Annotated in this window: 27 protein-coding genes, 1 pseudogene and 1 riboswitch; of the genes and pseudogenes, 11 read left to right on the top strand and 17 right to left on the bottom strand. The window is 62.3% G+C overall.

The genetic code is table 11. The features are described from left to right. The first annotated feature begins 71 nt into the window (after positions 1-71). Entirely contained in the window at positions 72-2,153 is a 2,082-nt protein-coding gene (locus SK1NUM_RS04695) for an elongation factor G-like protein EF-G2 (protein ID WP_212325962.1), read from the top strand. 119 nt (positions 2,154-2,272) lie between these two features. Here the strand turns inward: SK1NUM_RS04695 and SK1NUM_RS04690 are convergent, their stop codons facing one another. Genes SK1NUM_RS04690 through SK1NUM_RS04675 form a run of 4 tightly spaced genes read right to left on the bottom strand, consistent with a single transcriptional unit; the run spans position 2,273 to position 5,782 of the window. Next, a complete protein-coding gene (locus SK1NUM_RS04690) occupies positions 2,273-2,683 on the bottom strand; it encodes a YccF domain-containing protein (RefSeq protein WP_212325960.1) in 411 nt (136 codons plus the stop codon). A 35-nt stretch (positions 2,684-2,718) separates the two neighbouring features. After that, on the bottom strand, positions 2,719-3,531 hold the full coding sequence (locus SK1NUM_RS04685; RefSeq protein WP_212325958.1) for an ABC transporter ATP-binding protein: 813 nt from the start codon (positions 3,529-3,531) through the stop codon (positions 2,719-2,721). After that, the gene (locus SK1NUM_RS04680) at positions 3,528-4,550 is read right to left on the bottom strand and encodes a FecCD family ABC transporter permease (protein ID WP_212325956.1); all 1,023 of its coding nucleotides are present in this window, start codon (positions 4,548-4,550) and stop codon (positions 3,528-3,530) included. The genes SK1NUM_RS04685 and SK1NUM_RS04680 overlap by 4 nt, the downstream gene beginning before the upstream one ends. Next, the gene (locus SK1NUM_RS04675) at positions 4,550-5,782 is read right to left on the bottom strand and encodes an ABC transporter substrate-binding protein (RefSeq protein ID WP_212325954.1); all 1,233 of its coding nucleotides are present in this window, start codon (positions 5,780-5,782) and stop codon (positions 4,550-4,552) included. Before SK1NUM_RS04675 ends, SK1NUM_RS04680 begins: the two co-directional genes overlap by 1 nt. Before the next feature lie 21 nt (positions 5,783-5,803). Then, a riboswitch (cobalamin riboswitch) is annotated at positions 5,804-5,934 on the bottom strand. A gap of 27 nt (positions 5,935-5,961) precedes the next feature. Between SK1NUM_RS04675 and trmB the strand changes: the two genes are divergently transcribed. From trmB to SK1NUM_RS04635, 8 genes are all read left to right on the top strand, one after another. After that, positions 5,962-6,675 (top strand): tRNA (guanosine(46)-N7)-methyltransferase TrmB, encoded by a 714-nt coding sequence (gene trmB / locus SK1NUM_RS04670; RefSeq protein ID WP_212325952.1) that lies wholly within the window; start codon positions 5,962-5,964, stop codon positions 6,673-6,675. Then, the gene (truA, locus tag SK1NUM_RS04665; protein ID WP_212325950.1) at positions 6,672-7,490 is read left to right on the top strand and encodes a tRNA pseudouridine(38-40) synthase TruA; all 819 of its coding nucleotides are present in this window, start codon (positions 6,672-6,674) and stop codon (positions 7,488-7,490) included. Before trmB ends, truA begins: the two co-directional genes overlap by 4 nt. Continuing rightward, positions 7,487-8,077, top strand: a complete 591-nt coding sequence (locus SK1NUM_RS04660; RefSeq protein WP_212325948.1) for a class I SAM-dependent methyltransferase — start codon at positions 7,487-7,489, stop codon at positions 8,075-8,077. The genes truA and SK1NUM_RS04660 overlap by 4 nt, the downstream gene beginning before the upstream one ends. Positions 8,078-8,161: 84 nt before the next feature. After that, complete coding sequence (locus SK1NUM_RS04655; protein WP_212325946.1) at positions 8,162-8,767, top strand: superoxide dismutase; 606 nt, start codon at positions 8,162-8,164, stop codon at positions 8,765-8,767. Between the two features lie 202 nt (positions 8,768-8,969). After that, complete coding sequence (locus tag SK1NUM_RS04650; protein ID WP_212325944.1) at positions 8,970-10,085, top strand: serine hydrolase domain-containing protein; 1,116 nt, start codon at positions 8,970-8,972, stop codon at positions 10,083-10,085. 167 nt (positions 10,086-10,252) lie between these two features. Continuing rightward, complete coding sequence (locus SK1NUM_RS04645) at positions 10,253-10,993, top strand: SDR family NAD(P)-dependent oxidoreductase (protein ID WP_212325943.1); 741 nt, start codon at positions 10,253-10,255, stop codon at positions 10,991-10,993. Between the two features lie 31 nt (positions 10,994-11,024). Next, positions 11,025-11,867 carry an aldo/keto reductase gene (locus tag SK1NUM_RS04640; RefSeq protein ID WP_212325941.1) on the top strand — a complete coding sequence of 281 codons (843 nt, stop codon included), beginning with the start codon at positions 11,025-11,027 and terminating at the stop codon, positions 11,865-11,867. 684 nt (positions 11,868-12,551) lie between these two features. Next, positions 12,552-12,779, top strand: coding sequence for an alpha/beta hydrolase family protein (locus SK1NUM_RS04635; protein ID WP_212325939.1), 228 nt, complete (start codon positions 12,552-12,554; stop codon positions 12,777-12,779). A 336-nt stretch (positions 12,780-13,115) separates the two neighbouring features. Here SK1NUM_RS04635 and SK1NUM_RS04630 read toward each other — a convergent pair whose 3' ends face one another. The 4 genes from SK1NUM_RS04630 to SK1NUM_RS04615 form a co-directional block, all read right to left on the bottom strand. After that, a complete protein-coding gene (locus SK1NUM_RS04630) occupies positions 13,116-13,550 on the bottom strand; it encodes a hypothetical protein (protein WP_212325937.1) in 435 nt (144 codons plus the stop codon). Between the two features lie 769 nt (positions 13,551-14,319). Next, the gene (locus SK1NUM_RS04625) at positions 14,320-15,465 is read right to left on the bottom strand and encodes a hypothetical protein (protein ID WP_212325935.1); all 1,146 of its coding nucleotides are present in this window, start codon (positions 15,463-15,465) and stop codon (positions 14,320-14,322) included. Then, positions 15,462-15,815 (bottom strand): DUF6507 family protein, encoded by a 354-nt coding sequence (locus SK1NUM_RS04620; RefSeq protein WP_223927814.1) that lies wholly within the window; start codon positions 15,813-15,815, stop codon positions 15,462-15,464. The genes SK1NUM_RS04625 and SK1NUM_RS04620 overlap by 4 nt, the downstream gene beginning before the upstream one ends. A 1-nt stretch (position 15,816) precedes the next feature. After that, positions 15,817-16,647 (bottom strand): hypothetical protein, encoded by an 831-nt coding sequence (locus tag SK1NUM_RS04615; RefSeq protein ID WP_212325933.1) that lies wholly within the window; start codon positions 16,645-16,647, stop codon positions 15,817-15,819. A gap of 277 nt (positions 16,648-16,924) precedes the next feature. Between SK1NUM_RS04615 and SK1NUM_RS04610 the strand changes: the two genes are divergently transcribed. Next, positions 16,925-18,160, top strand: coding sequence for an AGE family epimerase/isomerase (locus tag SK1NUM_RS04610; RefSeq protein WP_212325931.1), 1,236 nt, complete (start codon positions 16,925-16,927; stop codon positions 18,158-18,160). Between the two features lie 78 nt (positions 18,161-18,238). Here the strand turns inward: SK1NUM_RS04610 and rplQ are convergent. From rplQ to infA, 7 genes and pseudogenes are all read right to left on the bottom strand, one after another. Next, positions 18,239-18,616: pseudogene (gene rplQ, locus SK1NUM_RS04605) on the bottom strand (50S ribosomal protein L17); the annotation flags it as partial. 48 nt (positions 18,617-18,664) lie between these two features. Continuing rightward, positions 18,665-19,711, bottom strand: a complete 1,047-nt coding sequence (locus SK1NUM_RS04600; RefSeq protein WP_212325927.1) for a DNA-directed RNA polymerase subunit alpha — start codon at positions 19,709-19,711, stop codon at positions 18,665-18,667. A 127-nt stretch (positions 19,712-19,838) separates the two neighbouring features. Then, the gene (gene rpsD, locus SK1NUM_RS04595) at positions 19,839-20,444 is read right to left on the bottom strand and encodes a 30S ribosomal protein S4 (RefSeq protein ID WP_212325925.1); all 606 of its coding nucleotides are present in this window, start codon (positions 20,442-20,444) and stop codon (positions 19,839-19,841) included. 30 nt (positions 20,445-20,474) lie between these two features. Then, entirely contained in the window at positions 20,475-20,879 is a 405-nt protein-coding gene (rpsK, locus tag SK1NUM_RS04590) for a 30S ribosomal protein S11 (RefSeq protein ID WP_014847211.1), read from the bottom strand. Between the two features lie 37 nt (positions 20,880-20,916). Then, entirely contained in the window at positions 20,917-21,291 is a 375-nt protein-coding gene (rpsM, locus tag SK1NUM_RS04585; RefSeq protein WP_212325918.1) for a 30S ribosomal protein S13, read from the bottom strand. A 248-nt stretch (positions 21,292-21,539) separates the two neighbouring features. Next, complete coding sequence (gene rpmJ, locus SK1NUM_RS04580; RefSeq protein ID WP_002514836.1) at positions 21,540-21,653, bottom strand: 50S ribosomal protein L36; 114 nt, start codon at positions 21,651-21,653, stop codon at positions 21,540-21,542. Between the two features lie 235 nt (positions 21,654-21,888). Further along, positions 21,889-22,110, bottom strand: coding sequence for a translation initiation factor IF-1 (gene infA, locus SK1NUM_RS04575; protein WP_014847213.1), 222 nt, complete (start codon positions 22,108-22,110; stop codon positions 21,889-21,891). Between the two features lie 140 nt (positions 22,111-22,250). On the opposite strand from infA, the gene SK1NUM_RS04570 reads away from it, so the two are divergent. After that, positions 22,251-22,535 carry a YciI family protein gene (locus tag SK1NUM_RS04570; RefSeq protein WP_212325909.1) on the top strand — a complete coding sequence of 95 codons (285 nt, stop codon included), beginning with the start codon at positions 22,251-22,253 and terminating at the stop codon, positions 22,533-22,535. 71 nt (positions 22,536-22,606) lie between these two features. Here the strand turns inward: SK1NUM_RS04570 and SK1NUM_RS04565 are convergent, their stop codons facing one another. Together SK1NUM_RS04565 and map are read right to left on the bottom strand one after the other, a co-directional pair. After that, positions 22,607-22,984, bottom strand: coding sequence for a DUF1707 SHOCT-like domain-containing protein (locus tag SK1NUM_RS04565; protein ID WP_212325907.1), 378 nt, complete (start codon positions 22,982-22,984; stop codon positions 22,607-22,609). Positions 22,985-23,162: 178 nt separating this feature from the next. Then, entirely contained in the window at positions 23,163-23,990 is an 828-nt protein-coding gene (gene map, locus SK1NUM_RS04560) for a type I methionyl aminopeptidase (protein WP_212325905.1), read from the bottom strand.

Raw genomic sequence — 23,990 nt, 5'->3', positions numbered from 1 at the left:
CAGTAGTGAAATTCAGCCAAAATCCCTCGCCCTGTCCCTGTCACCTCCCAGCAAGGCACTAATGTTCATGTATGGCCTCAAAGTCGAGTATTCACGTAGCAATCAGTTCTCCCGACCAGATCCGTAATGTCATCCTCGTCGGAGCCAGCGGGTCAGGGAAAACCACCCTTTTCGAACACCTCTTGCGCGCCAGGGTGGAGGGGTATCGCGGCGAGAAGGACACCCCGGAGCGGGCGGCCTCGCTCACCTTGGCCTCCATTCCCGCCCGGGACGTGCAGATCAACCTCCTGGACGCCCCTGGACATCCTGAGTACGTCGGTGAGCTACGCGCCGGGCTACGCGCTGCCGACGCGGCGGTGTTTGTGATCCCAGCTGGGGAGGAGATCCAGCCGGCCACCGTCGCGCTCTGGGAGGAGTGCCAGGGAGTGGGGCTGCCCCGCATCATCGCCATCACGAAACTGGACCAGGGCCGCGCCGACTTCCTCACCATGGTCGAGGTCTGCCGCGACGCCTTCGGGGAGGGCGTCGTCGCGGCGCTGCTGCCAATCCGCGAGGGCGACCGCTCCACCGGCAACATCTCACTGCTGAACAAGCGCATCCACGACTATTCCTCCGGCACCCGCGTCTCCCGCGACGCCAATGAAGAGGAGACCGCCTACATCGACGAGCAGCGCTCCCCGCTGCTTGAGGCGATCATCACCGAGCTCCAGGACGAGGACCTCATGGAGCGCTACCTCGAGGGCGAGGAGATCGCCGTGGCCGAGGTGTACGAGGTGCTGAACAAGGCGATCATCAGCGCCCGTTTCTTCCCAGTGCTGCCCGCCCACACCACCAGCGACGTCGGCACGGAGGAGCTGCTGCGCTGGATCGAGAAGGGTTTCCCGGCCGCGAACACCACGACCGTTCCCGATATCGTCACCCTCGATGGCGAGACCCTGCCCCGCGCCACCTGCGACCCGGAGGGTCCCCTCGTCGCGCAGGTGATCCGCACCACCAGCGACCAGTACTCGGGACGCCTATCGCTGATACGGGTCTTCTCGGGCACGCTGCGCACCGACGACGCCATCCACGTCTCGGGCAGGCGCGAGTTGTTCGGCGAAACCGAGGATCCGTCGCACCCCGACCACGACGAAAGCGACAAGGCGGGCCAGCTCTCCGCCCCCATCGGCCTGGAGCTGGTGGGCAAAGACAAGGCCATCGCGGGTGACATCGTCTACGTGGCCCGCCTGGCCAAAGCCGAGACCGGGGATTCCCTGTCCAGCCCGGATCGCCCGGGTGCGATCCGGCCCTGGCGCGTCCCGCAGGCGCTGCTGCCGGTCGCGATTGAGGCCGACACCCGGGGGGACGAGGACAAGCTCGGCGGCGCACTGCAGCGGCTGGCCGTGGAAGATGTCACCGTCAGGCTGGAACGTCACCCCGAGACGGACCAGCAGCTGCTCTGGACGATGGGGCAGGCCCACAAGGAACTGCTGCTGGCACGTCTCAGGCAGCGCTATGGGCTGAGCATCCACGAGGTCCCGGTCAAGGTGCCGCTGCGGGAGACCTTCATCGCACCGGCCAAGGCTCAGGGGCGTCACGTGAAGCAGTCGGGCGGCCACGGACAGTACGCGGTCTGCGACATCGAGATCACTCCCCTGGAACGCGGCGCAGGATACGAGTTCATCGACAAGGTGGTCGGCGGCGCTGTTCCCCGGCAGTTCATCGGGTCGGTGGACAAGGGCATCCAGACGCAGATGGCCAAGGGCACCCTGTTCGGCTTCCCGATGGTCGACATCGCCGTGACCCTGTACGACGGCAAAGCCCACTCCGTGGACTCTTCGGACATGGCCTTCCAGACCGCGGGAGCCCTGGCCCTGCGTGAAGCGGCCACCGAGAGCAACATTGGGGTGCTGGAGCCGGTGGACCGAGTCCGGATCACCGTCGGCGAGGCCCTGCTCGGACCGGTCCTGACGGACCTGGCGGGCCGCCGCGGGCAGGTGCTGGGCAGCGACGCCGACACCGAGCACCACGCCATCATCGACGCCTTGGTCCCGCAGCTGGAATTAATCAACTACCCCATCGACCTGCGCGGCCTGGCGCAGGGCACGGGTAGCTTCACCCGTGAATTCCACAGCTACGAGCTCATGCCCAGGGAGCTCTGGCCACAGAAGTAGGGCTCCCCACCGCCCGGGGACACTACGGCCCAGCCCGTCCGGGACCTCCTCCACACGCAGCCCTGAGCGCCGCTGGATGATCCAGCGGCGCTCAGGGTGTGAAAAGTCTGCCGGATGGGTCAGATGGAGTGCAGCGGCCGGTCCCAGGGAGCCAGGTTGTTGCGGTCCACGATCTGCTTGCCGAACGGCGAGCAGGTGACCGGGATCATCTTGAGCGAGACGACCGCATTCACGATCCCGACGATGGTGATCGCCTGGACGACGGCGGCGACGATGTGCCCAATGGCCAGCCACCAGCCGCAGAAGATGAACCACACGATGTTCATGGCGTCGCTGCCAACCCCTGCGTCCGGCCTGCGGATCACGGCCTTCCCGAAGGGCCAGGCGACATAGGCAGCCATCCGGAAGGCGGCCACGCCGAACGGGATGGTGATGACGAACACGCAGGCGATGACTCCCGCCAGGAAATAACCGATGGCCAGCCAGACACCAGCGAAGAGGAACCAGATCAGATTCAGCAGGGTGCGCATGGACTCCAGGATAAGGATTCCCGGCTCACACGGCCTCAGGTATCCCCCTGAATCCTCTCCTGTTCCAGCAGCCTTCGCCTCGACACGAAGGTGTAGGTGACCGGGTCAAACTCCGCCTCGCCGCCGAAGGCAGTTTCCATGACACCGGCGGCGGCCAGGTCCGCGGGAGTACCCGTGCACATGCCGTCGCCTGCACCGGCTACCCAGAGCTGATCGGCGTGCCGGGCCGCGACCTCGACGTCGTGGGTGCAGACCACCACGGCAAGGCGGTGGCCATGGGCCAGGTCCTGCAGCACCTCGAACACCCGGACCCGGCCCGGAGGGTCCAGGAACGCTGTTGGCTCGTCGAGCAGCAGCAGCCTCGGCTCCTGCGCGATGGCGCGGGCGATCATCACTCGCTGCCGCTGCCCGTCGGACAGCTCCCACAGCATCTGGCCTGCCAGCTGACCCACGCCGACATCGTCCAGGGCAGACATGACCGCGGCGCAGTCCGTGGCCCCAAGGCGCCCAGACCAGCCGGTGTGGGGATGGCGGCCGAGCGCGACGACGTCGAAGACCGTGAGACGTCCCGGATCCACCCGGTCGGTGAGCACGACAGCGACCTGGCGGGCCACCTCGTCGCGTTTCATCCGGCTGATCTCCTGGCCAAGTAGCTTCACGCTCCCTGCAAGCGGCGGCTGCAGTCCGCTGATGGTCCGCAGCAGAGTGGATTTGCCCGCCCCGTTCGGTCCCACCAGTCCGACCAGCCCGCCTGCCTCCAAGGTGGCGTCGAGTCCCGTGAGGACTGTCCGGACCCGCCGGTGGGTCCGGTACCCGACGGTGAGTCCCACCAGTTCCAGGACGTTCACAGGGCAAGCCTCCTACGCTGCAGCAGGATCCAGATCACCACGGGCGCACCGAAGGCGGCGTTGATCGCGTTGAGTGGCAGCACGCCGTCCCCGGGAAGGGCGGCGATGATGTCAGCCAGCAGCGCCAGCAGCGCACCCACCAAGGCGGTTGCGGGAATGAGGATACGGTGGTCAGAGGTGTTGAAGATGCCCCGGGCCAGGTGGGGCACGGCGATGCCGAGGAACTGGATCGGCCCGCAGAAGGCGGTGACGGTTCCCGCCAGCACCGAGGTCAGCGCTATCAAAGCGGTGCGCATCATCGTTAGGCGTAGTCCCATGCTCTCGGCGTAGCGTTCCCCCAGCAGCAGGGCGTTGAGGGGCTTCGCCAGCGTCAGGGAAGCCAGCAGCCCGGCCCCGATCACGAGGCTGATCAGGACGAGGTTCCCCCAGGTCACCCCGCCGTAGCTGCCAAAATGCCATCGCGAATAGGCCGCGATCAGCTGGGGGGTTGAGAACGACATCATGACGCTGACGCCCGCCGACACCAGGTAGCCGATCATCACGCCCACCAGCAGCAGCGTCACGGCGGAGCGCACCACTCGTCCCAGCAGCAGTACCAGGGACATCACGGCTCCCGCCCCCAGGGCGGAGGCGACGATGACTGCCAGGTCACCGCCAATCCCAAGCCCAGCGGTCAGGAAGGCCGCCCCTGTACCACCGCCCACCAGGATCACCCCCGCCACGCCGAGGGATGCGCCGGAGGAGATACCGAGGATGAAGGGGTCGGCCAGCGGATTGCGGAACAGGGTCTGCATCGCCAGCCCGGTTGTCCCGAGCGCGGCTCCTGCCAGACAGGCGGTGATGGTACGCGGTAGGCGCACTGACCCAACTATCAGCTGGGCGATGGGCCGGGTGGGCTGACCGGTCAGCACCGCCCAGACCTCCTGGAGGGTGATCTGAGCGGGGCCGAGCAGCAGGCCCGCAGCCACCGCCGCCACCAGGGCAGCGGCGAGGACCGCGAACCTGACCGGGTGACGCATCAGGCCGGCAGCTGCTCGTAGAAGGTGAACTCCTGGTCGGTGAACAGATCTGGATGAGCAACCTTGGTGAGGTCGCGAAGAACCAGGTCGGGACGCACCACGCCCAGCTGCCAGTAGTCGTTTCCGCCACCCGCATTGATGCGCTTGGTTGGGTTGTAGACCCGGCCATCCTTAGCGCCCTTGATGGTCGCCAGGTTCGGGTCCTCGGCCCCGATGGCGGAGATGGTCTGCCATTTCTTCGTCATGTCGGCGTTGACCCAGATATCGGCCTGCGCCCCGGCCTCCAGCATCGTCTCGATCTGGGCGGGATCGCTGCCGCTGGATTCGTCGTCGGCGAACACGTACTTCATCCCGGCATCGGCCAGGAACGCCGCCAGGTAGCTTCGTCCCCCGGCCCGGTACCACTGGCCGTTGAAGGGGGCACCGGCTATGACGCTGGGCCGGTCGGACGCCTGCTGGGCCTTCTCCTTGACAGCCGTGTAGTCGGTTTCAATCTGGGTGAAGACCTGGTTGGCGGTGCTCTCGGTGTTGGTGAACAGCGCCGTGAACTTCAGCCACTCGGCACGACCGAGTGGAGTGTTCTCCAGCCATTCAGCGTTGCCTACCACAGGGATCCCGAGTTCCCGGATCTTGTCATAGGCCGGGTCTGGGGTACCGCTGGAGAAGAACACGTCGGGCGTTGCGGCAGCCACGGTCTCCACGTTCATTCCACCGGACTCGTTCCCGAACCCGGTGATCTTGCCCTCGGCAATGCGCTTGACGATGGGATCGGACCAGACCATCGCCGGCGACTCCACCGCGGCCAGGGAATCGGTCACGTTCAGCAATTCGAAGGCCGGCAGCTGCGTCGTCGATGAGGTCGCTGCCCGATGGACGGGGATGCTGATGCGTTGTGCGCTCGCAAGTTCGGCGGGCAGCTCGGGGCTGGCCCCGCACTGAACGAGCACGTAGGTCTCAGGTGAGGCACCCTGGACGGGTTCCTTGACGGTCACGGTCTTGTAGGAGCCGTGATATTCCACCGTGACACCGGCGGCTTGGGTGAAGCTTGCCTTGTCGGGGAAGTAGTCGGCATTAGCGTCGTACTGGGTGACGCAGCCATCACTCCCACGCCCGGTGGGGCTTGCGGAGGGGCTCCCATCACCTGTTGTGGTCGACTGGGAGCAGGCCGCTAGCGGCAGCAGCGTGACGGCAGCGAAGGCTGCGAGGGTTCGGGTGAATTCCACGTTGATCACCAATCCTGGATATCGCGTCCTTTGGGATGGTCATCGAAGGCAGTTCCTGACTTCCCCACGCAGGGGTCACAGTGGCGCGACCGTTCCGGATTCACACCGGATTCCTGCGCAACGAGACTAAGCGAGAACTTACCTTGAGTTGCCCGGCCAGGTCTAGGTATCACGGTTATCATCGCGGGGTGAAACCGTCTCGTCCTCAGCGCACCGTGGTCAGCTTCGTGCGTCGCAGCACCCGGATGAACGATTCCCAACAGGCCGCCTGGGACCGCTACCGGGACCGTTTCATGGTCGAGGTGCCGGCGGCCGACATGGACACCTCGATCGCCGACGACGCCCATGTCGACTGGGACGAGGTGTTCGGACGGCGGGCGCCACGCATCGTGGAGATCGGCTCGGGTAATGGCGACTCGCTGGTTCCCATGGCCAAGGCGCGTCCGGTAGCCGACTTCGTGGCTTTTGAGGTTTTCCCGCCCGGGGTGGCTTCCACGCTGGGCCGGCTGGGCCGCGAGCAGGTCGGCAACGTGCGTATCGTGCCGGCCAATGGCGCTCAGGGTCTGGCAATCCTGTTCGACGATGCCTCGCTGCAGGAGTTGTGGACCTTCTTCGCGGATCCGTGGCGCAAGGCCCGCCATCACAAACGACGTCTGGTCAGCACTGGTTTCGCCGACCTGGCGGCGGCGAGGCTCCAGCCCGGCGGGATCTGGCGGCTCGCCACCGACTGGGAGGACTACGCCCTATGGCAGCGCCAGACCCTCGATGCCCATCCCCGCTTCGAGAACATCCACGGCGGCTGGGCACCACGCTATGAGGAGCGGCCCGTCACGAAATACGAAGCCAAGGGGCTGGTCCAGGGCCGCAGGGTTTTCGACCTGGCCTACCGGCGGCTGCCATGACGCGGCTGCGCATCGACCTGGCCTACGACGGTGGCAGGTTTCACGGCTGGGCTGCCCAGCCCGGGCTGCGCACGGTCCAGGGAGTACTGGAGGAGTCGCTGGGCAGGTTGCTTCGCCTGGACCCGCCGCCGTCGCTGACCGTCGCGGGACGCACGGATGCCGGAGTGCATGCCCGCGGGCAGGTGTGCCACGCCGACCTGGAAAGCACTACCCCGCCGGCGGACCTGCTGCGGCGGCTGCGCCGCATCTGCCCTGACGACATCGCAGTCCGCGACGTCACCGAGGCCCCCGAGGGTTTCGATGCACGGTTCTCTGCCATCTGGCGTCGCTACTGCTACCGGCTGATCGACTCCGAGCAGACACCGGATCCGCTACTGCGCACCCAGGTGACCCAGCTCAGGCACCCCTTCCACCTCGGCACCGCCCAGCAGGCGACGCGGCTGCTGACGGGGCTGCGCGACTTCGCCCCGTTCTGCAAGGCCCGTCAGGGGGCCACCACCATCCGGGAGCTGCGGGAGTTCTCTGTCTCCCAGCGCGTCGACGGGGTAATCGAGGTGCATCTGCTGGCCGACGCCTTCTGCCACTCCATGGTGCGGGCCCTGGTTGGCGCGCTGACCGTGGTCGCTGGGGGCCGCCGGAATCTGGCCTGGCTGGAGGAAGTCGCCGCCAGCGACCATCGCTGCGGCCAGGTGCCGCTGATGCCTCCCCACGGCCTGGTGCTGGAGGAGGTGGGCTATCCCGCTGACGATCAGCTTGCAGACAGGGCCAGGCAGGCCCGCGCCCGCCGGAGCCTGGAAGAACCAGGGGAAGCATGAACCACTATTTCACCAACGACGACTCCCCCATGGTCACCCGGGAGATCCGGGCCACGGTTTTCGGACGGGATCTCGTCTTCACCACCGCAAACGGGGTGTTCTCGGGCTCCCGCCTGGACCTGGGAACGTCGGTGCTGCTGCGCAGCGTCGAGGCACCGCAGTGCGGGCACCTCCTCGACCTGGGCTGTGGTTTCGGACCCATCGCGGTGGGGTTAGCCGCTGTCAGTCCGAGGGTGACAGTCGATGCGGTCGACATCAATGAACGGGCACTTGCCCTAACCCGTCTCAATGCGGAGCGTGCCGGGGTGGCCGGCCGGGTGAGGACTTTCTCGCCCGATGACGCCACCTATGACGAGATCTGGTCTAATCCGCCGATCCGGATCGGCAAGCAGGCTCTCCACGACCTCCTGCTCACCTGGCTGCCGCGACTGAAACCCGGTGGTGCCGCCTACCTGGTGGTGGGCAAGAACCTGGGAGCGGACTCCCTGACGGCCTGGCTGACCGGCCAGGACTGGCCCACGAAGAAGCTGGCCTCTGCCAAGGGATTCCGGGTGCTGAGGGTCCAGCGCAGCGACTCGCCAGCCTGATCCATCCGGCAGGCACCCGCGAGGCTGCATAGGATAGAGCAGACCTGCGCGGCCCGGCCGCGTGTCCCCAACCGAGGAGTCTCGATGACCTACGTCCTGCCCGATCTCGACTACGACTACGGTGCCCTGGCCCCCCACATCGCTGCGGAAATCATGGAGCTGCACCACGACAAGCACCATGCTGCCTATGTCGCCGGGGCCAACACCGCGCTGGAGCAGCTGGCCGAGGCCCGCGAGTCAGGCAACTTCGGCGCCATCAACAAACTGGAGAAGGACCTGGCCTTCCACCTGGGCGGCCACATCAACCACTCCACGTTCTGGAAGAACATGTCGCCGGAAGGCGGCGGCCGTCCCGAGGGTGAGCTGGCCGCAGCCATCGACGAGTACTTCGGCGGTTTCGAGGGCTTCCAGAAGCAGTTCAACGCAGCCGCCAACGGCATCCAGGGGTCCGGCTGGTCGATGCTAGTCTTCGACACGCTAGGACGCCGCCTGAACATCAACCAGCTGTACGACCAGCAGGGCAACCTGCCGGCCGCGCAGATCCCGCTGCTGCAGCTAGACATGTGGGAGCACGCCTTCTACCTGCAGTACAAGAACGTCAAGGGCGACTACGTCAACGCCTGGTGGAACATCGTCAACTGGAAGGACGTTGCCGAGCGGTTCGCCAAGGCCCAGGCCTTCGCCGCCTGACCCGATGACGATGGCCCCGGCAACTCACTCAAGATTGCCGGGGCCATCGTCTTGTGTGCTTCCGGGCTCAGCGGCCTCGGTGCCCGTTCCAGCACAGAAAATCCCCTGTGGTTTCCGGTGCCGGCGTACCTGTTCTTTTGGACAGGCAACACTGTTCTCGCGGCTGGGGCTTAGACGGAACAAAGTCCGCGAGGCTGGTGCTATGAAAGATTCGACGAACAACTCCGCATCATCTGCTGAGAAGGAACGAGTACTGACGGCACTACAGAGCCTGGTGGACGAAGACTTCCCAGCGGCCTTGGCTACAGTGCGTGATCCCCAAGGCAACACCACCAGCGCAGTCGCAGGTGTAGGCAACCTGGAAACCGGCGAAGCCCCACCCCTCGACGGCGAAGTCCGCATCGGATCCAACACCAAAACCTTCGTAGCCGTGGTGATCCTGCAACTCGTCCAAGAAGGCAAAATCAGCCTCGACGAACCCATCGAAACCTACCTCCCAGGCCTACTCCACGGCGAAGGCATCGACGCCGCAAAAATCACCGTCCGCCAACTCCTGCAACACACCAGCGGCCTCCCCGAATACACCGACACTGTTCCTGGCGAGACCGACATCTTCCAGATCAGAGACAACTACTACTCAACCCGCGACCTACTCGATGTCGCCCTGAGCAAACCAGCAGCCTTCGAACCAGGCAGCCAGTTCAGGTACACCAACACCAACTACATCGTGTTGACCTTGCTGGCTGAGAAGGTCACCCACCGGCCCCTGGCCGAGCAGATCACCCAGCGCATCATCGAACCCCTCGGACTCACCCACACCTACTACCCGAACCCCGGAGAGGAAGACATCCGCAACACGCACCCCCACGGCTACCACCGCAACACCCCCACCGAGAATTGGCAAGACATCACCCACATGGACCCCTCCTGGGCCGGCGGCGCGGGAGCCATGATCTCCACCCCCAGCGAACTAACCACGTTCATCCAGGCAACCTTCGACGGCACCCTCCTGAGCCCGGACTCCATCACCGAGATGCAGAAGACCGTCGATACCGACCACCCCGAGCTCGGGATGAACGGCTATGGCTTGGGCATTTTCAGCCTGCCTCTCAGTTGCGGTGGCGAGGCCTGGGGACATACCGGCGGCCTCTTTGGCTATACCAGCCAGAGCATGATCGGCCCCGACGGCACTGCTGTGGCCATCGCCGTCACCGCCATGCCGTTGGCGTTCGCCACCGGAGTCGCGGATATGGAGCCTATGCTGCAGAAGCAGAAGCTGATGTCCGACACCATCGACTCGCTGCTGTGCAACCGCTGAAAACAATGCCGCTCCACAGGACCGTGACCAGGACACACGACTGCGCCTGACCCACGACATATCCGGCTCACCCAGCTTGCTGCAGAATGCCGCCGCGACCTGCAGGTCGCGGCGGCATTCTGGGTCTCAGGGGTAGTTTGAGTCCCAGTCCACGATTGGAGAACTGTATGCGTATAGCACTGATCACCGGTGCAGGACGACGGGAAGGGCTGGGCCACGAAATCGCCAGGCAGCTTGGGGAGCGGGAATATCACGTGATACTGACCGCCCGTCAGCTGGGACAGGTCGAGCCTCTTGCCCAGGAATTGAGGAATTCCGGTCTGGGCGCCTCCGCGCTGAGCCTGGATGTGAGCGACGAGGCGAGCGTTACAGCGGCCGCACAGGATGTAGCCGCTGAATTCGGTCACCTGGATGTTCTCGTCAACAATGCCGTCATGATGGTGTCCTCAGGAACAATCATGGAAAAGGACCTGGCCGAGCTCAGCCAGGAGTTCGAGACCAACGTGGTTGGTGTCTGGCGCGTCACGAAACACTTCGTCCCGCTGCTCGCCTCGGGTGGGCACGGCCGGGTGGTGAACGTCTCCAGTGGGGCGGGTTCCTTCTGGGATCCGGACTATGGGCTGGTCAATTACCCGGGGTTTGCTCTCGCTGGTTCTGGCGATGCACCGATCACCGCTTATGGGCTGACCAAACTTGCGCTCAATGGTTTGACCATCAAGATGTCGAAAGACCTCAGAGGCGACCACATCCTGGTCAACTCGGTCTGCCCAGGAGTCACCGACAGCCGGGGAGTCGGCTTCGGACGTTCCGCAGCGGAGAGCGCCAAGGGAATCGTCTGGGCGGCGACACTGCCCGACGATGGGCCAACTGGATTGTTCTTCCGCGACGGCAAACAGCTGCCCTGGTAAATAAACCCACACAACGACAGAGGGATAAGAAATGCAGACCATCACACTCAACACCGGCGCGAAGATGCCGGTGATCGGGCTGGGCGTCTTCCAGATGGACGACGCCACGATCCGCGACGTCGTGCCCGCCGCTGTCGACGCGGGCTACCGCCTAATCGACACCGCCTCGCGCTACTACAACGAGAAAGCCCTCGGCCAGACTCTCGCCGAGCTGGACGTCCCCCGCGAGGAGCTCTTCATCACCACCAAGCTGTGGTTCAAAGACTACGGCCAGGGAAAGACGAAGGACGCCCTCAAGGTGTCGCTGGAGAACCTGGGCCTGGAATATCTGGACCTCTACTTGATGCACCAGCCGTTCAGCGACTACTACGCGGCCTGGCGGGACATGGGGGAGGCCATGTCAGAGGGTCTGGTGAGGGCCATCGGCGTCTCGAACTTCTACCCGGACCGCTACCTGGACTTCGTGACCCACGCGGGAATCATCCCGGCCGTCAATCAGCGGGAGACCCACCCCTACAACCAGCAGATCGAGATGCAGGAGCTGATGGCCGAGTACGGCACGGTGCTGCAGGCCTGGGGTCCACTCGGACAGGGCAACACGGCGATCCGGGAGGATCCCATCCTGGTAGGGATCGCCGAGGCGCATGGTGTAAGCGTCGCCCAGGTGATCATCCGCTGGCTCATTCAGCGCGGCGCAACCCTGGTCGCCAAATCCACCCACGAGGAGCGGCTGCGCGCCAACCTCGACGTCTTCGGTTTCGCCCTGTCCGAGGAGGAGATGAACGCCATCGCCGGTGTGGACAAGAAAACCCCAAACGCGGGCTTCACCCACCAAGACCCCCGGATGCTGCAGGCACTGCTGCGCCTGGAGTGACAGCGGTCTGACAAAACTGCACGGCTGCCCGGAGAACACCTGGCTAACCCCATGACGATGAGAATGCAGGAGCACCCAGCTCGTGCGATGCCACAGTTGACAAAGCCACCGGGCAGCCTGTGGATCAAACCCGCTCCGCTAGGGTGAGAAGATCTTCTCCCCCTAGCGGAGCCAGTGGCAGATCGCACCATTTATGCTTACGTGGAATGCAGCTTCCGGTCTTCCTCTCTGCGATTATCCACACCCAGGGAGCGGATTATCCGGTGCCGCATCAAACCCCGCGCCAGACTGATTAGGCCTGGCAACCAGAAAAATAAGGGAACACTCCATGGCTCAAGACGGAAACTACATCTTCCCACTGGCCGAGAACGTGACAAGGGAGCATGTCTCGTACCTGAATCGTTACGGTATAGGAATCGTTGCGGATCTCTACGCTCCCGCAGATCTGGGCCGTTCCACGAGGCATCATGCGCTACTCGTCGGCTCTCCCTATGGAGCGGTGAAAGAGCAGGTGGCGGGAATCTCTACGCCAATAAGCTGGCGAAGCACGGCTACGTGACCCTGGCGTTCGACCCCTCTTACAACGGATACTCCAGGGGTGAGCCCCGCCACGTCTCCTCTGGTGTGAAAACGGCCACCACCACAATTCCACCACCCAGTTCACAGCTATCTCGGCCCTCTCTCATGAACTTCCCCGAACTGGCCCACCCGGATTGGATCGAGGCTGAGGTGCTGACGGTGGTCGGTGAGCAAACGGCCACCCACGCTCTGTCAGAGGCGATCCATGAACGCTTGACCACCAAGAAGCAGCTGCTGGTGGTCCCTGGCGCCGGTCACGTCGACCTATACCATCGCAAGGATATCATTCCCTTCGAGGAAATCAGCACCTTCCTGGATAAAACACTGGGCTAAGCCATCAGTCAAGAAGAGAAGAAACTAAACAGCAGGGAGAGCTCGGCAGACTATAAGCTTATCTACAAGTGATCTAAAAAGCAGCAAACCCCTTGCCGCAGCAGATATTTCACAACTATAAATAAGCCTCTACGGCATGCCAGCAGCTCTCCCTACTGAGCCCCAACTATCCACGTTTCTGGCTCACCCTAAGGGTTTCTCCATCACCTGGAGAGGTTTCACAAAATCTCAGCGAAAACGCTAGCACCCTAAGGGCGTTATTCACGACCTTAGGCGACTGGGATCTGGCAAGGGATTTTGCATTCTCCCGAGGTGCTCGTGAATAACCTCTTAAGGTCAAGATCTGGACTTCGCGAGACGTTTCTGTTCATCCACCGGTAGAGCTTTGAACTCTCCCATAGCGGCTGGATCATGCAATGGAACCCCTGCTTTCCGCGCACGTCTATACCATTTAGGGGTCAAAAACCAGGGAAACCAAATAAAGATCCCAACTAAAAAAATCACTCCCGAGAGAAAGCCAAAAAGCATAAAAAACAGCCCCAAAAGGGGAGGCACAGGAGGCCGAAAAGCGCCGACCCTTAAGGTAAAAACGAACACTCCGCCAAAAGGCAATGCCAGTTCAGGCGAAGACCAACCTCTGTAATTGGCAACAAATTTAGGCGGATTTGAACATCTTATCCGCACTCCTTGTAAAAATATCAATCCACCAACAATTATCATCCCTATACGCGTGTAAAAATCACCAGGAGCAACCTCCTCGAACAGAATCATCCAAATGTCCCCTTCCACATGTCTTTGGTCCAGCTCCAGGCAGCTTCTCCAACATCTGCTACACGATCTCCCACGGTCTTACCATCACCAGCTGGGATCATCATCACTCCACCCACAGCAGCACCAATTCTAAAACCGACAAGAGGCCCTCCCGCTGGAATAGCAGCCCCTATGCCAGCGCCCACGAGAGCGGCGGTTCCCCTCTCTAAGGCCGAGATCTGGACTTCGCGAGACGTTTCTGTTCATCCACCGGTAGAGCTTTGAAGTCCCCCATAGCGGCTGGATCATGCCTCGGAACCCCTGCTTTCCGCGCACGTCTATACCATTTAGGGGTCAAAAACCAGGGAAACCAAATAAAGATTCCAACTAAAAAAATCACTCCCGAGAAAACCCAGACAAACCATATAAGCAAGCCTAGCGCCAATGGCAGATAGGGCAGAAGAGGACCTAACCCAAGAGTGATAAGAAAGACCCCGCCATATGGCATTGCCAGCGCAATAGACGACCAGCCTCTGTAATATAAGACAAACCGAGGAATTGGCTCCCTTCTGATCCTGACACCTTGCCAAAGCGCAAATAACCCAAATAGCACAAGACCGATGCTGATATAAATCGGCATTGATATAGATCCACTACCTTCCAACAGGATCATCCGAAAACCGACTTCCATAGGTCCTTCCCAAAGTTTGCCACATCACCACATCTATCTTTACCCCAGTTCCACATGGCCTCCCCGCCGTCCGCGATGCGATCTCCCACGGTCTTACCATCACCAGCTGGGATCATCATCACTCCACCCACAGCAGCACCAATTCCAAAACCGACAAGAGGCCCTCCCACTGGAATAGCAGCCAGCCCCTATGCCAGCGCCCACGAGAGCGGCAGTTCCCACCTGACTTCCAGTCCGGACCGTAGCACTCTCAGCTGCCTTACCATTACGCTCGCTCTCCGATAGACCTGGCTGCTCCGAAGCTAGTTTTTCCTGAGCTTTACCATACTCACCGGCAAATGTCAGGCCAGTACCGAGCAGGAACAGACCACGACCGGCCATCCGTCCGAAACCCGAAACCCCCACACGACTCTGGCTTAATTTCTCAGCCCCCAGACCAAACCACTTCCCGTTCGGGCCAGTCTTGGCGATCTGATACTGCACAGGACTGTAGGTCGTTGGTCTAGGCCCAATGAACGCCTCCCTCAAGGCAGCACCGAAACGCTCTAGATAAGTTGATCCCTTGGGAATTTTCTCCCAGAGCTTCCAATAGCGCATCGACGTATAATCCCAGGGGAGACGCGGATGGAAATCATGCCCGAAGAGCCTGAGGGTCAGATTCATCCAGGTACTTGTACTCTCGACTATACGCGACTCGCCAAGAGCGCCAAGTATAGAAAGATTAGCATTTCCTATATAGGGCATCAAAGTACTATTGACCCACGACTCAGACCTACCCTCGCTGTTTATGCCAGACAGCCCGCTCACACACTCTTCAACAGCATCTTTGTATTTCTGGGCTAGCGTATTTATCTCAGCCTGCAGCTCCCCCTCTCTTCTGACTTTTTCCTCGAGGTCAGACGATGTCACTGGCGGCGGCTCGGAGTTCGCCGCTTCCGCTTTTTTAATTAAATCTACTCTTTGCCCTGACAAAGAAGCCAGAGTACTTGCAAAAACGCCCATAACCACCGCTAAAGTGCTGGTTCCCATCCGCACGTATCCCGCTGATGCGACTGCCGGATCCAGCGATGAGTAAAGCTGGTCTTGATGGGGCGTGTGATAGCATGACATAAGTCCACGCCATTTTTGCTGAGCGTCAGTTACCGTCTCAGCGAATAAGTCGCCTCGTTTTCCAATATTCTCCGCTGATCTTTCAATGGATGCGGCATCCGGCCAATCCTGCAGTACCGTGAAATCAACAGTCATAGCGGCTTCCCATCGCTGATTTTGACTTCGTCGACCTCACGGGCAGCACGTTCATTTGTATCCGCAATCTCATGATCGCCACGCTGAATACAACCAACTGCTTGTCGACCACCTGAAGCAGCATTCCTGATCTGCTGGGTTGCCCCCGTCATCCCCCTTGTAAGCAGGCGATTATAAACTCCAGACAGACCCGAGGCTATAGGAGCACTTTCTCCGCGAGAGCAAAGCCCACGCAACTCATCCACCTCTGATGACATACTCACATGCTGTTCATCCGCCCTGTCTGCAGCCTCCTCGGCCTGTGCAAATATAGCCATGCAGACGTCAGGCTGAACTTCATAACTAGTCATTTCATTCTCCTAGACTCATAACAAAAGCAGCCCCAATCAATAATTGCCAGAAAGGTTTAGAATCATCACGGGATAACACCAAATCAGCATCACCACATGCCTCAAGAATAGCGGCTCCACGGGCCGGAGCGTAAACCCAACTAAACCCACCAGCCCCCCGTGAATCACTCAGAATCACAAAGCCCCAGGACTCCCGACAGAAGACCGCGGCATCATCCTCAAAAACAGCTGACGGACATACATCCCCATCAATTTTATTTTCGAATGCATGTTTAGAAATTTTCATAGTGAACTTCATTGCCCAGCTGGGCTGTAAGCCACTCCAAACCAGTAAATGTCTACCAATATCCTCAGTTGGACAATATTCAATAGAGCACTGCATCAACCCTGCTCCCGCATCAGGTGACGTCGTTACAATGAGGCTAGAATTTCCCATGGCCCAGACGCGGAAAGATGCCGGGTGTTGCATCGCTTTCTCAGCCTTCCAGGAATTCCCACGCAACATGATCTTTCGAATCCACGATCCGATCTCGGTGGCCTTTCCTACCTCATCAAAGAGATTGGCTGCCATCAATCTTCGATCAACTATCTCTGACGGATCTGCCCTGAACCGGACATGCCCCCTTGCCATCCGCTCAAAAGCATCGAAATCCGCTTTTGTAAGTGAGATTGTTGCCCAGGGTGGCGCGAGATCGGGTTTCACCTGCACTGCCAGCGCCTCTCTGGGTGCTTTATCGCGTTCGGTTGCCCACTCGTCAAGCGTGGCGGGAGCGACGTCCACTGTGGTATGCAGAACCCCCTGCTGCTCAACTGGAAGTGGCTGCAAGGACATCAGGAAAGCCTCATACTCATATCTTCCAGCTCTCAAAATCATCTGGCGGGATCAAAAATCACCTAGTAGGACCAAGACACCGCGAGTGCCATGCATAAATCCGGATAGATCGCTCAGCCCTGCACCAAAGAAAATCTCAAAATAAACCTCCGTTGGTTCGACTCGGCACCAAGCCTAACTTCACCTAGTGGGTTCTTAGCCTGCCACAGCGGGAAACCCGTGACAAGGTATAGCCTGGGCGGCGATACTCGTGATGCCCAGCGTCGAAGGAGACCGGATGAGTCAATCAACCGCCAATCAAAGCAGCTGGCTGGATGCTGCTGAACATCACGCCTGGCTGGCGCAGCACCGGGAGTCACTGCTGGATTTCTACCAGCCCGAGGTGGTCTTGCCCGGCGCGGGCTTTGCTTACCTAGATTCCACAGGCCGCCCCCTGCCCCAGATGGGTTCCCAGCTGTGGCTGGGTGCACGGATGCTGCACTGCTTCTCGATAGCCGCTCTGCTGGGACGTTCCGGCGCCGAGGACGTCGCCCGGCATGGCATCGATTTCTATCTCCATGGTCCAGGACGCGACGCCGAATACGGCGGCTGGTTCCCGGTGGTGGGTGGCGATGCCCCTAGTCCCCGCAAGGAGCTCTACGGCCAGGCACACATCCTGCTCGGAGCCAGCTCCGCGACAGCCGCCGGCATCCCAGGAGGCGCGGAACTGCTGACAGCAGCCCTGGAAGTCACCGACCGGTTCTGGGTGGATGGCGACGGCGCGGGCGTCGAGGCCTTCGACCGGGAGTTCCGCGACGCAGAACACTATCGCGGCCAGAACGCGAACATGCACCTGACCGAGGCCTATCTGGCGGCCTATGAGGTGACCGGCCACGAATACCTACTCGAACGTGCTCTGCGGATCGCACACCGTATCGCCGACCGAGCCGCCGCGGGACAGGATGGGGCCTGGCGGCTCCCAGAGCATTTCGACGCCAGCTGGCGGGAACTCCCGGAACACAACCACGACGAGCCCCGGCATCCCTTCCGTCCCTACGGCTCCCAGCCGGGCCACTGGTTGGAGTGGGCAAAGCTGCTGCTCCAGATCCGCGGGCTCGGCGTTGGGGAACCCTGGCTGCTTGATGCCGCACGACACCTTTTCGACGGGGCCTTCCGCGACGCCTGGGCCAGCAACGGCGGATTCTGCTATACCGTCGACTGGGATGGAACGCCAGTGGTTCCCGAGCGCTTCTTCTGGGAGATCGCAGAAGGCATAGGAGCAGCCGCGGGCCTGTTCCGAGCCACGGGAGAGCAACGCTACGAGGATGCCTACCGCAGGCTCTGGACCTACGCCGAGGAACACGTCATTGACCATGCAGACGGTTCCTGGTGGCACGAACTGGATGTGAACAACCGCCCTGTCGTCCACACGTGGGAGGGCAAACCCGACCTCTACCATGCCTACCAGGCCACCTGCTACGCGCTGCTGCCGGAGAACCGGGGAATCGCGGCCTGGGCCCGCGAACAGCGCTGACCGCGCCAGAAATACAAGACGGGGAGACACCCATGAGTGTCTCCCCGTTCCCGCGTTGAGTTCAGATCACTCCGTCTCAGCCCCGGCAGGCGCAGGCACCGGGTCCGCGATGAGCTCCAGCACCGCGAGAGGAGCCGCGTCACCCTTGCGGATGCCGATCTTGGTGATACGGGTGCAGCCACCATCGCGTCCCTGCAGAGTGGGTGCGATCTCATTGAAAAGCTTCGCCACCACGTCTTTGTCAGTAACCGACCTCAGCACCAGCCGCCGGGAGTGCAGATCGCCGCGCTTTGCCTTGGTGATGAGTTTCTCGGCCAGCGGCTGGACACGGCGCGCCTTGGCCTCGGTGGTGGTGATGCGGCCGTGCTCGAAGAGCTGAGTGGCCAGGTTGCGCAGGATGAGGCGCTCATGGTTGGGGCTACCGCCCAGACGGGGCCCCTTGGTCGGCTTAGGCATTTCTCAAATTCTTTCGGTCTCGTCCCGAGCAGCGCTCGGTGTGTGTTCTCAGTACTGCTCGGTCTCGGCGTAGTCTTCGTCAGCCTCAGCGTCGACGTCTTCCTCGCCCTCATGTTCCTCGTCGTAGCGTTCGATCGCCTGGATCGGGTCGAAGCCCGGAGCGGCATCGCGCAGGGAGAGGCCCAGATTGTGCAGGGTGACCTTGACCTCAAGGATGGACTTGGACCCGAAGTTGCGGATGTCGAGGAGATCCTCCTCCGAGCGGGCGACAAGCTCGCCGACGGTGTGGATGCCCTCACGCTTGAGACAGTTGTAGGAGCGAACCGACAGGTTCAGGTCCTCGACAGGCAGGTTCAGCGACTCGGCGATCTGCTCATCCACCGGAGACGGCCCCATCTCGATGCCCTCCGCATTGACATTGAGCTCCCGGGCAAGGCCGAACAACTCCACCAGCGTCCGTCCCGCGGAGGCGACGGCGTCGCGGGGAGCCATGGAGGGCTTGGTCTCGACGTCGATGATGAGACGGTCGAAGTCGGTACGCTGAGCCACACGGGTGGCTTCCACCTTGTAGCTGACCTTCAGCACGGGTGAGTAGATGGAGTCGACGGGGATACGCCCGATCTCGGCATCGGGATCCTTGTTGAGGACGCTGGAGACGTAGCCACGACCGCGCTCGACCACCAGCTCCATCTCAAGCTTGCCATCCTCGCTGAGGGTAGCGATGTGCAGTTCGGGGTTGTGCACCTCGACACCGGCAGGCGGCTGGATGTCAGCCGCCGTGACCTCCCCGGCTCCCGCCTTGCGCAGGTACATGACCACAGGCTCGTCCTCCTCCGAGGACAGCACCAGGCCCTTGAGGTTCAAGATGATCTCGGTGACATCCTCGACCACGCCCTCCAGGGTGGAGAACTCGTGCTGGTTTCCCTCGATCTTGATGGAGGTCACGGCTGCGCCCGGAATAGACGACAGCAACGTGCGACGCATCGAGTTCCCGAGGGTGTACCCGAACCCCGGCTCGAGTGGTTCGATGATGAACCGCGAACGGTATTCGGCGACCACTTCCTCCGACAGAGTCGGACGCTGTGCGATGAGCATTTTCTTCCTTCCCGCGTCACCCACTATTTGATGACGCGAATACCGCGACCGGAACCGCTCCGGCCGCGGGGCCCGGAGAACCGAGCTGGGCTGGCCAGTTGGATGCCGGCCAGCCCGGTGGCGTCAACTACTTGGAGTAGAGCTCGACGATCATCTGCTCCTGTACGTCGATCACGATCTGATCGCGGACCGGGAGCTGGTGGACGAGGATCCGCATCCGGTTGGGGCGGGCCTCAAGCCACGCCGGGACGGAGCGCTCCCCGTGGGTCTCACGCGCCACCACCAGCGGGTGGAGGTTCATCGACTTCTCGGCGACGTCGATGATGTCGTGAGCCTTGACGCGGTACGAGGGGATATTCACCTTCTTACCGTTGACCAGGAAGTGGCCATGCACCACGAGCTGACGGGCCTGGCGGCGAGTAGCCGCGAACCCGGCGCGGTACACGACATTGTCGAGACGCGACTCGAGGATCTGCAGCAGCGTGTCACCGGTCTTGCCGGGGTGACGGTCCGCCTCCTCGTAGTAGCGGCGGAACTGCTTCTCCAGGACGCCGTAGGCGAAACGCGCCTTCTGCTTCTCCTTGAGCTGCAGCGAATACTCGGAGTCCTTGGTGCGACCGCGGCCATGGACGCCAGGCGGGTAGGGGCGGCGCTCAAACGCCTTGTCATTGCCAACCAGGTCGGTCCCGAGACGACGGGACTTCTTGGTCATGGGGCCGGTGTAACGAGCCATTTTCTCTTCAGTCCTTTACTTCTCGGGCGCTCAGACGCGACGGCGCTTCGGCGGGCGGCAGCCATTGTGCGGCACAGGCGTGACGTCGGAGATGGTCCCGACCTCCAAGCCCACAGCGCCCAGCGAACGGATCGCGGTCTCACGGCCCGAGCCCGGGCCCTTGACAAAGACGTCGACACGCTTCATGCCGTGCTCCATGGCGCGGCGGCCAGCGGCCTCAGCTGCCATTTGAGCGGCGAAAGGTGTCGACTTGCGGGAGCCCTTGAAGCCGACGGTGCCGGCGGAGGCCCAGGAGATCACTGCCCCGTTGGGGTCGGTGATCGAGATGATCGTGTTGTTGAAGGTGCTCTTGATGTGAGCCTGTCCGGCGAGGACGTTCTTCTTCTCCTTGCGGCGCACCTTGGTCTTGGCGGCCTGCTTGCGGCTAGTTGCCATCAGTAGTCAAATCTCCTGTCTCAGCTCACCGCGCGGGTCAGCGTGCCTTCTTCTTGCCGGCCACGGCCTTCTTCTTGCCCTTGCGGGTGCGCGCATTCGTCCGGGTGCGCTGGCCACGCACCGGGAGACCGCTGCGGTGACGGCGGCCCTGGTAGTTGCCGATCTCGACCTTGCGGCGGATATCGGCGGCAACGGTGCGACGGAGGTCACCCTCGATCTCGTAGTTGCCTTCGATGTGATCACGCAGCGCGACGAGGTGCTCGTCGGTGAGCTGGTGGACACGGAGATCGCCGCTGATGCCGGTTGCGGCGAGGGTCTCGGCGGCGCGGGTGCGGCCGATACCGAAGATGTAGGTCAGGGCGACCTCCAGGCGCTTCTCGCGCGGTAGGTCGACACCAACGAGGCGTGCCATATTTTACCTTTCAGTGTCTCCGGTCCCGGTGGGCTCTCACCCGGTCAGGCCGGGGACCGCGAAGGTGTGTGGCGTGTCGCGTCCCCTCCTGGCTCGCGGCGTGTCTTTAGCCGCAAAGGGGCCTTGGCCTTCGTCCAAGGGTCGGGAGTCACCGTCTCCAGTGGCCCTTACGATCACGTTGTTTGAGTTGTCTGGCGGGCTGGGCGACCTGACCCGTTCCGCGATGTTCTGCGAGCTCTCGCCGAGCTTCAGCCCTGACGCTGCTTGTGGCGCGGGTTGTCGCAGATCACCATCACACGACCGTGCCGGCGGATGACCTTGCACTTGTCGCAGATCTTCTTGACGCTCGGCTGAACCTTCATTCGAGCAACCTTTTCAATCGGCGACTGGGCAGCTGCCTGCCCAATCTGTGGTGGATGAGCTGGCCGCCGGAAACCGGGTAAAGCACGCATGCTCGAGCGCCCGGACATAGACGACCGACGTCAAAGCTTACGTCACGTCACCGGCTTTCACCAAACTCGGGAGCGCGACAGATGCGGGAAAAGCAGACGCCCGGCGGTAAGCCGGGCGTGGGTGATGTTCAGGGGCACTGCCCCGTCACTTGTGACGGTAGACGATGCGACCGCGAGTGAGGTCGTAGGGGGAAAGCTCGACGACAACTCGGTCGGCAGGCAGGATACGGATGTAATGCTGGCGCATCTTTCCGCTGATGGTGGTCAGGACCTTGTGCCCGTTGGGCAGCTCGACGCGGAACATCGCGTTCGGCAATGCCTCGACCACGGTCCCCTCAAGCTCGAGGGCTCCTTCTTTCTTCGCCATGTGCTCTCATTCGTCGGTGGAACCCGGTTTCCGGGTGCGGCTACAAGCCGCGATGCCACATGCAGTCTACGCGGCACGCAACAGCACCCCAAATCCGCCCCCGCCATACAGCCGCCCCGGCGGGGCGTAGCGTTACTCTCATGCAGTACTTCGCCGTGCACTACACCTACGTCGATGACACCGACCTCATCACACGTCACCGCCCGGACCACCGGGCTTTCCTGACGGGCCTAACTGATCGTGGGCTCATCGCGGGAGGCGCCTACCCGGAGGTCGCTCCCCCGTCAGCACTTCTCATCTTCCGGGCCGAAAGCGCCGAAGCAGTTTCCACCATGCTGGCAGACGATCCGTTCCGCATCCATGGGGTCCTGGCCGATGCCAAGGTCGTCCCGTGGACCCCTGTGATCGGCATCTTCGCAGAATAAGGATACGCGCACAGGGACGCAGCCTCGCGTCATCAATTGCTTCAAGCGCCGCCCTCCCTGGGGGCAAGGGCTCATAGAATCCACAGCAAGGCTCCGATGACGGCCACGAGGATCAACAGGACCACAATGCCTGCGACGATCCCGACGGCCGGCCACACAATGCGGGCCAGCGTGGCCGGGGCCCCGGTCTGGCCCGCCGGGAGGGTTCCTTTGCCCACGATCTCCGGTGTGTTGACGGCGGCAGCTGGGAGTTGCTTTATCACAGGCACCAACTCCCCCAGGGTGCTCGCCCCATAGATCACATCCATGGACTGCCGATAGGACTCCACCTCAAGGCGTCCATCGGCATAGGCATCCGACACCCTCTGAGCCAGCGCCTCCCGCTCAATCTCCTCGACTGCCTCATCGGCACGCTGCAGATACCGGGAGGAGGGCGGAAGGTTGCTCATGAGGCCATAGTAGTGTCCTCTGCCGGAGGTCAATCACCGACCGGCGGCAGCCGGCCGGACGATGTTGCCAGGGCAGCCATATGAGAAAAGCCGCTGGGCCTATCCGTGACAGAGCTGGGAGGCCCAGCCGACAGGTTCAAGAATTCAGAGTCGCTCGGGCATGCGCCACCAGGGAATGTCACTCCGGCAACGGCCCGAAAGCGACTCCGCGAGCGGCCAGTTCCGCCTCTCCCCCGTCGGGTTCTGTCAGCACCCAGAGCCCCCGCTCGGTGATGGCCACGGTGTTCTCCCAGTGGGCGCCGCGCTGCCCATCCCGGCTCCGCACCGTCCAGCCGTCGTCATCCACCACGGTCTGGTGCAGCCCAAGAGTCAGCATTGGCTCGACCGCGATGGCCATCCCGGCTCCCAACCTCTGGTTGGAGCGAAGCCTGAACTGGTTCGGGACATCCGGTTCCATGTGCATCTTTGAGCCGATCCCATGGCCTGTGTAATCACGCAGTGAGCCGTAGCGGCGTGGCTGGCTCTTGATGCTCTGCTCGATAGCCCGGGAAACATCACCAACCCGGCCGCCGTCGCGGATCGCAGCGATCCCGGTCCACAATGCATGCCTGGTAGCCTCATTGACCTCGACATCCTCCGGCTTGCCCTCGCCGACCACGAAGCTGCGGGCCGCGTCCCCATGCCAGCCATCGAGCACGGCACCAAAGTCAATGGAAACGAGGTCTCCCTCGCGGATCACCCGCTGACCCGGTACGCCGTGGACGAGCTCATCGTTGACAGAAATGCAGGAGACCCCAGGGAAGGGAACGCCATACTCAGCTCCGTACCCGAGGAAGTTCGACTCTGCTCCCGCCGCCGCGAGCACCTCACGCCCGACGGCGTCGATCTCCGCGGTGGTGACTCCGGGGACAGTCGCCTCCTGCATACGGCGCAGGCCCTCAGCCACGACCAACCCAGCCGCACGCATCCTGCGCAACTGGCCCGGCGTCTTGATCTCAATCGTCAT

Origin of the sequence: Arachnia rubra, assembly GCF_019973735.1 — a bacterium.
In the GTDB taxonomy this organism is placed as follows: domain Bacteria; phylum Actinomycetota; class Actinomycetes; order Propionibacteriales; family Propionibacteriaceae; genus Arachnia; species Arachnia rubra.
This window is presented reverse-complemented; position numbering and strand designations above follow the sequence as displayed.

Coding starts and splice junctions, on each gene's coding strand:
- SK1NUM_RS04610 (WP_212325931.1), top strand. CDS start 16,925: ATGAGTCAATCAACCGCCAATCAAAGCAGCTGGCTGGATGCTGCTGAA.
- SK1NUM_RS04680 (WP_212325956.1), bottom strand. CDS start 4,550: ATGCGTCACCCGGTCAGGTTCGCGGTCCTCGCCGCTGCCCTGGTGGCG.
- SK1NUM_RS04615 (WP_212325933.1), bottom strand. CDS start 16,647: ATGTCCTTGCAGCCACTTCCAGTTGAGCAGCAGGGGGTTCTGCATACC.
- SK1NUM_RS04660 (WP_212325948.1), top strand. CDS start 7,487: ATGAACCACTATTTCACCAACGACGACTCCCCCATGGTCACCCGGGAG.
- SK1NUM_RS04655 (WP_212325946.1), top strand. CDS start 8,162: ATGACCTACGTCCTGCCCGATCTCGACTACGACTACGGTGCCCTGGCC.
- SK1NUM_RS04640 (WP_212325941.1), top strand. CDS start 11,025: ATGCAGACCATCACACTCAACACCGGCGCGAAGATGCCGGTGATCGGG.
- rpsK (WP_014847211.1), bottom strand. CDS start 20,879: ATGGCAACTAGCCGCAAGCAGGCCGCCAAGACCAAGGTGCGCCGCAAG.
- SK1NUM_RS04570 (WP_212325909.1), top strand. CDS start 22,251: ATGCAGTACTTCGCCGTGCACTACACCTACGTCGATGACACCGACCTC.
- SK1NUM_RS04630 (WP_212325937.1), bottom strand. CDS start 13,550: ATGATTCTGTTCGAGGAGGTTGCTCCTGGTGATTTTTACACGCGTATA.
- SK1NUM_RS04695 (WP_212325962.1), top strand. CDS start 72: ATGGCCTCAAAGTCGAGTATTCACGTAGCAATCAGTTCTCCCGACCAG.
- SK1NUM_RS04620 (WP_223927814.1), bottom strand. CDS start 15,815: ATGACTAGTTATGAAGTTCAGCCTGACGTCTGCATGGCTATATTTGCA.
- SK1NUM_RS04600 (WP_212325927.1), bottom strand. CDS start 19,711: ATGCTCATCGCACAGCGTCCGACTCTGTCGGAGGAAGTGGTCGCCGAA.
- map (WP_212325905.1), bottom strand. CDS start 23,990: ATGACGATTGAGATCAAGACGCCGGGCCAGTTGCGCAGGATGCGTGCG.
- truA (WP_212325950.1), top strand. CDS start 6,672: ATGACGCGGCTGCGCATCGACCTGGCCTACGACGGTGGCAGGTTTCAC.
- SK1NUM_RS04635 (WP_212325939.1), top strand. CDS start 12,552: ATGAACTTCCCCGAACTGGCCCACCCGGATTGGATCGAGGCTGAGGTG.
- SK1NUM_RS04565 (WP_212325907.1), bottom strand. CDS start 22,984: ATGAGCAACCTTCCGCCCTCCTCCCGGTATCTGCAGCGTGCCGATGAG.
- infA (WP_014847213.1), bottom strand. CDS start 22,110: ATGGCGAAGAAAGAAGGAGCCCTCGAGCTTGAGGGGACCGTGGTCGAG.
- rpsM (WP_212325918.1), bottom strand. CDS start 21,291: ATGGCACGCCTCGTTGGTGTCGACCTACCGCGCGAGAAGCGCCTGGAG.
- SK1NUM_RS04625 (WP_212325935.1), bottom strand. CDS start 15,465: ATGACTGTTGATTTCACGGTACTGCAGGATTGGCCGGATGCCGCATCC.
- rpsD (WP_212325925.1), bottom strand. CDS start 20,444: ATGGCTCGTTACACCGGCCCCATGACCAAGAAGTCCCGTCGTCTCGGG.
- SK1NUM_RS04650 (WP_212325944.1), top strand. CDS start 8,970: ATGAAAGATTCGACGAACAACTCCGCATCATCTGCTGAGAAGGAACGA.
- SK1NUM_RS04690 (WP_212325960.1), bottom strand. CDS start 2,683: ATGCGCACCCTGCTGAATCTGATCTGGTTCCTCTTCGCTGGTGTCTGG.
- SK1NUM_RS04645 (WP_212325943.1), top strand. CDS start 10,253: ATGCGTATAGCACTGATCACCGGTGCAGGACGACGGGAAGGGCTGGGC.
- rpmJ (WP_002514836.1), bottom strand. CDS start 21,653: ATGAAGGTTCAGCCGAGCGTCAAGAAGATCTGCGACAAGTGCAAGGTC.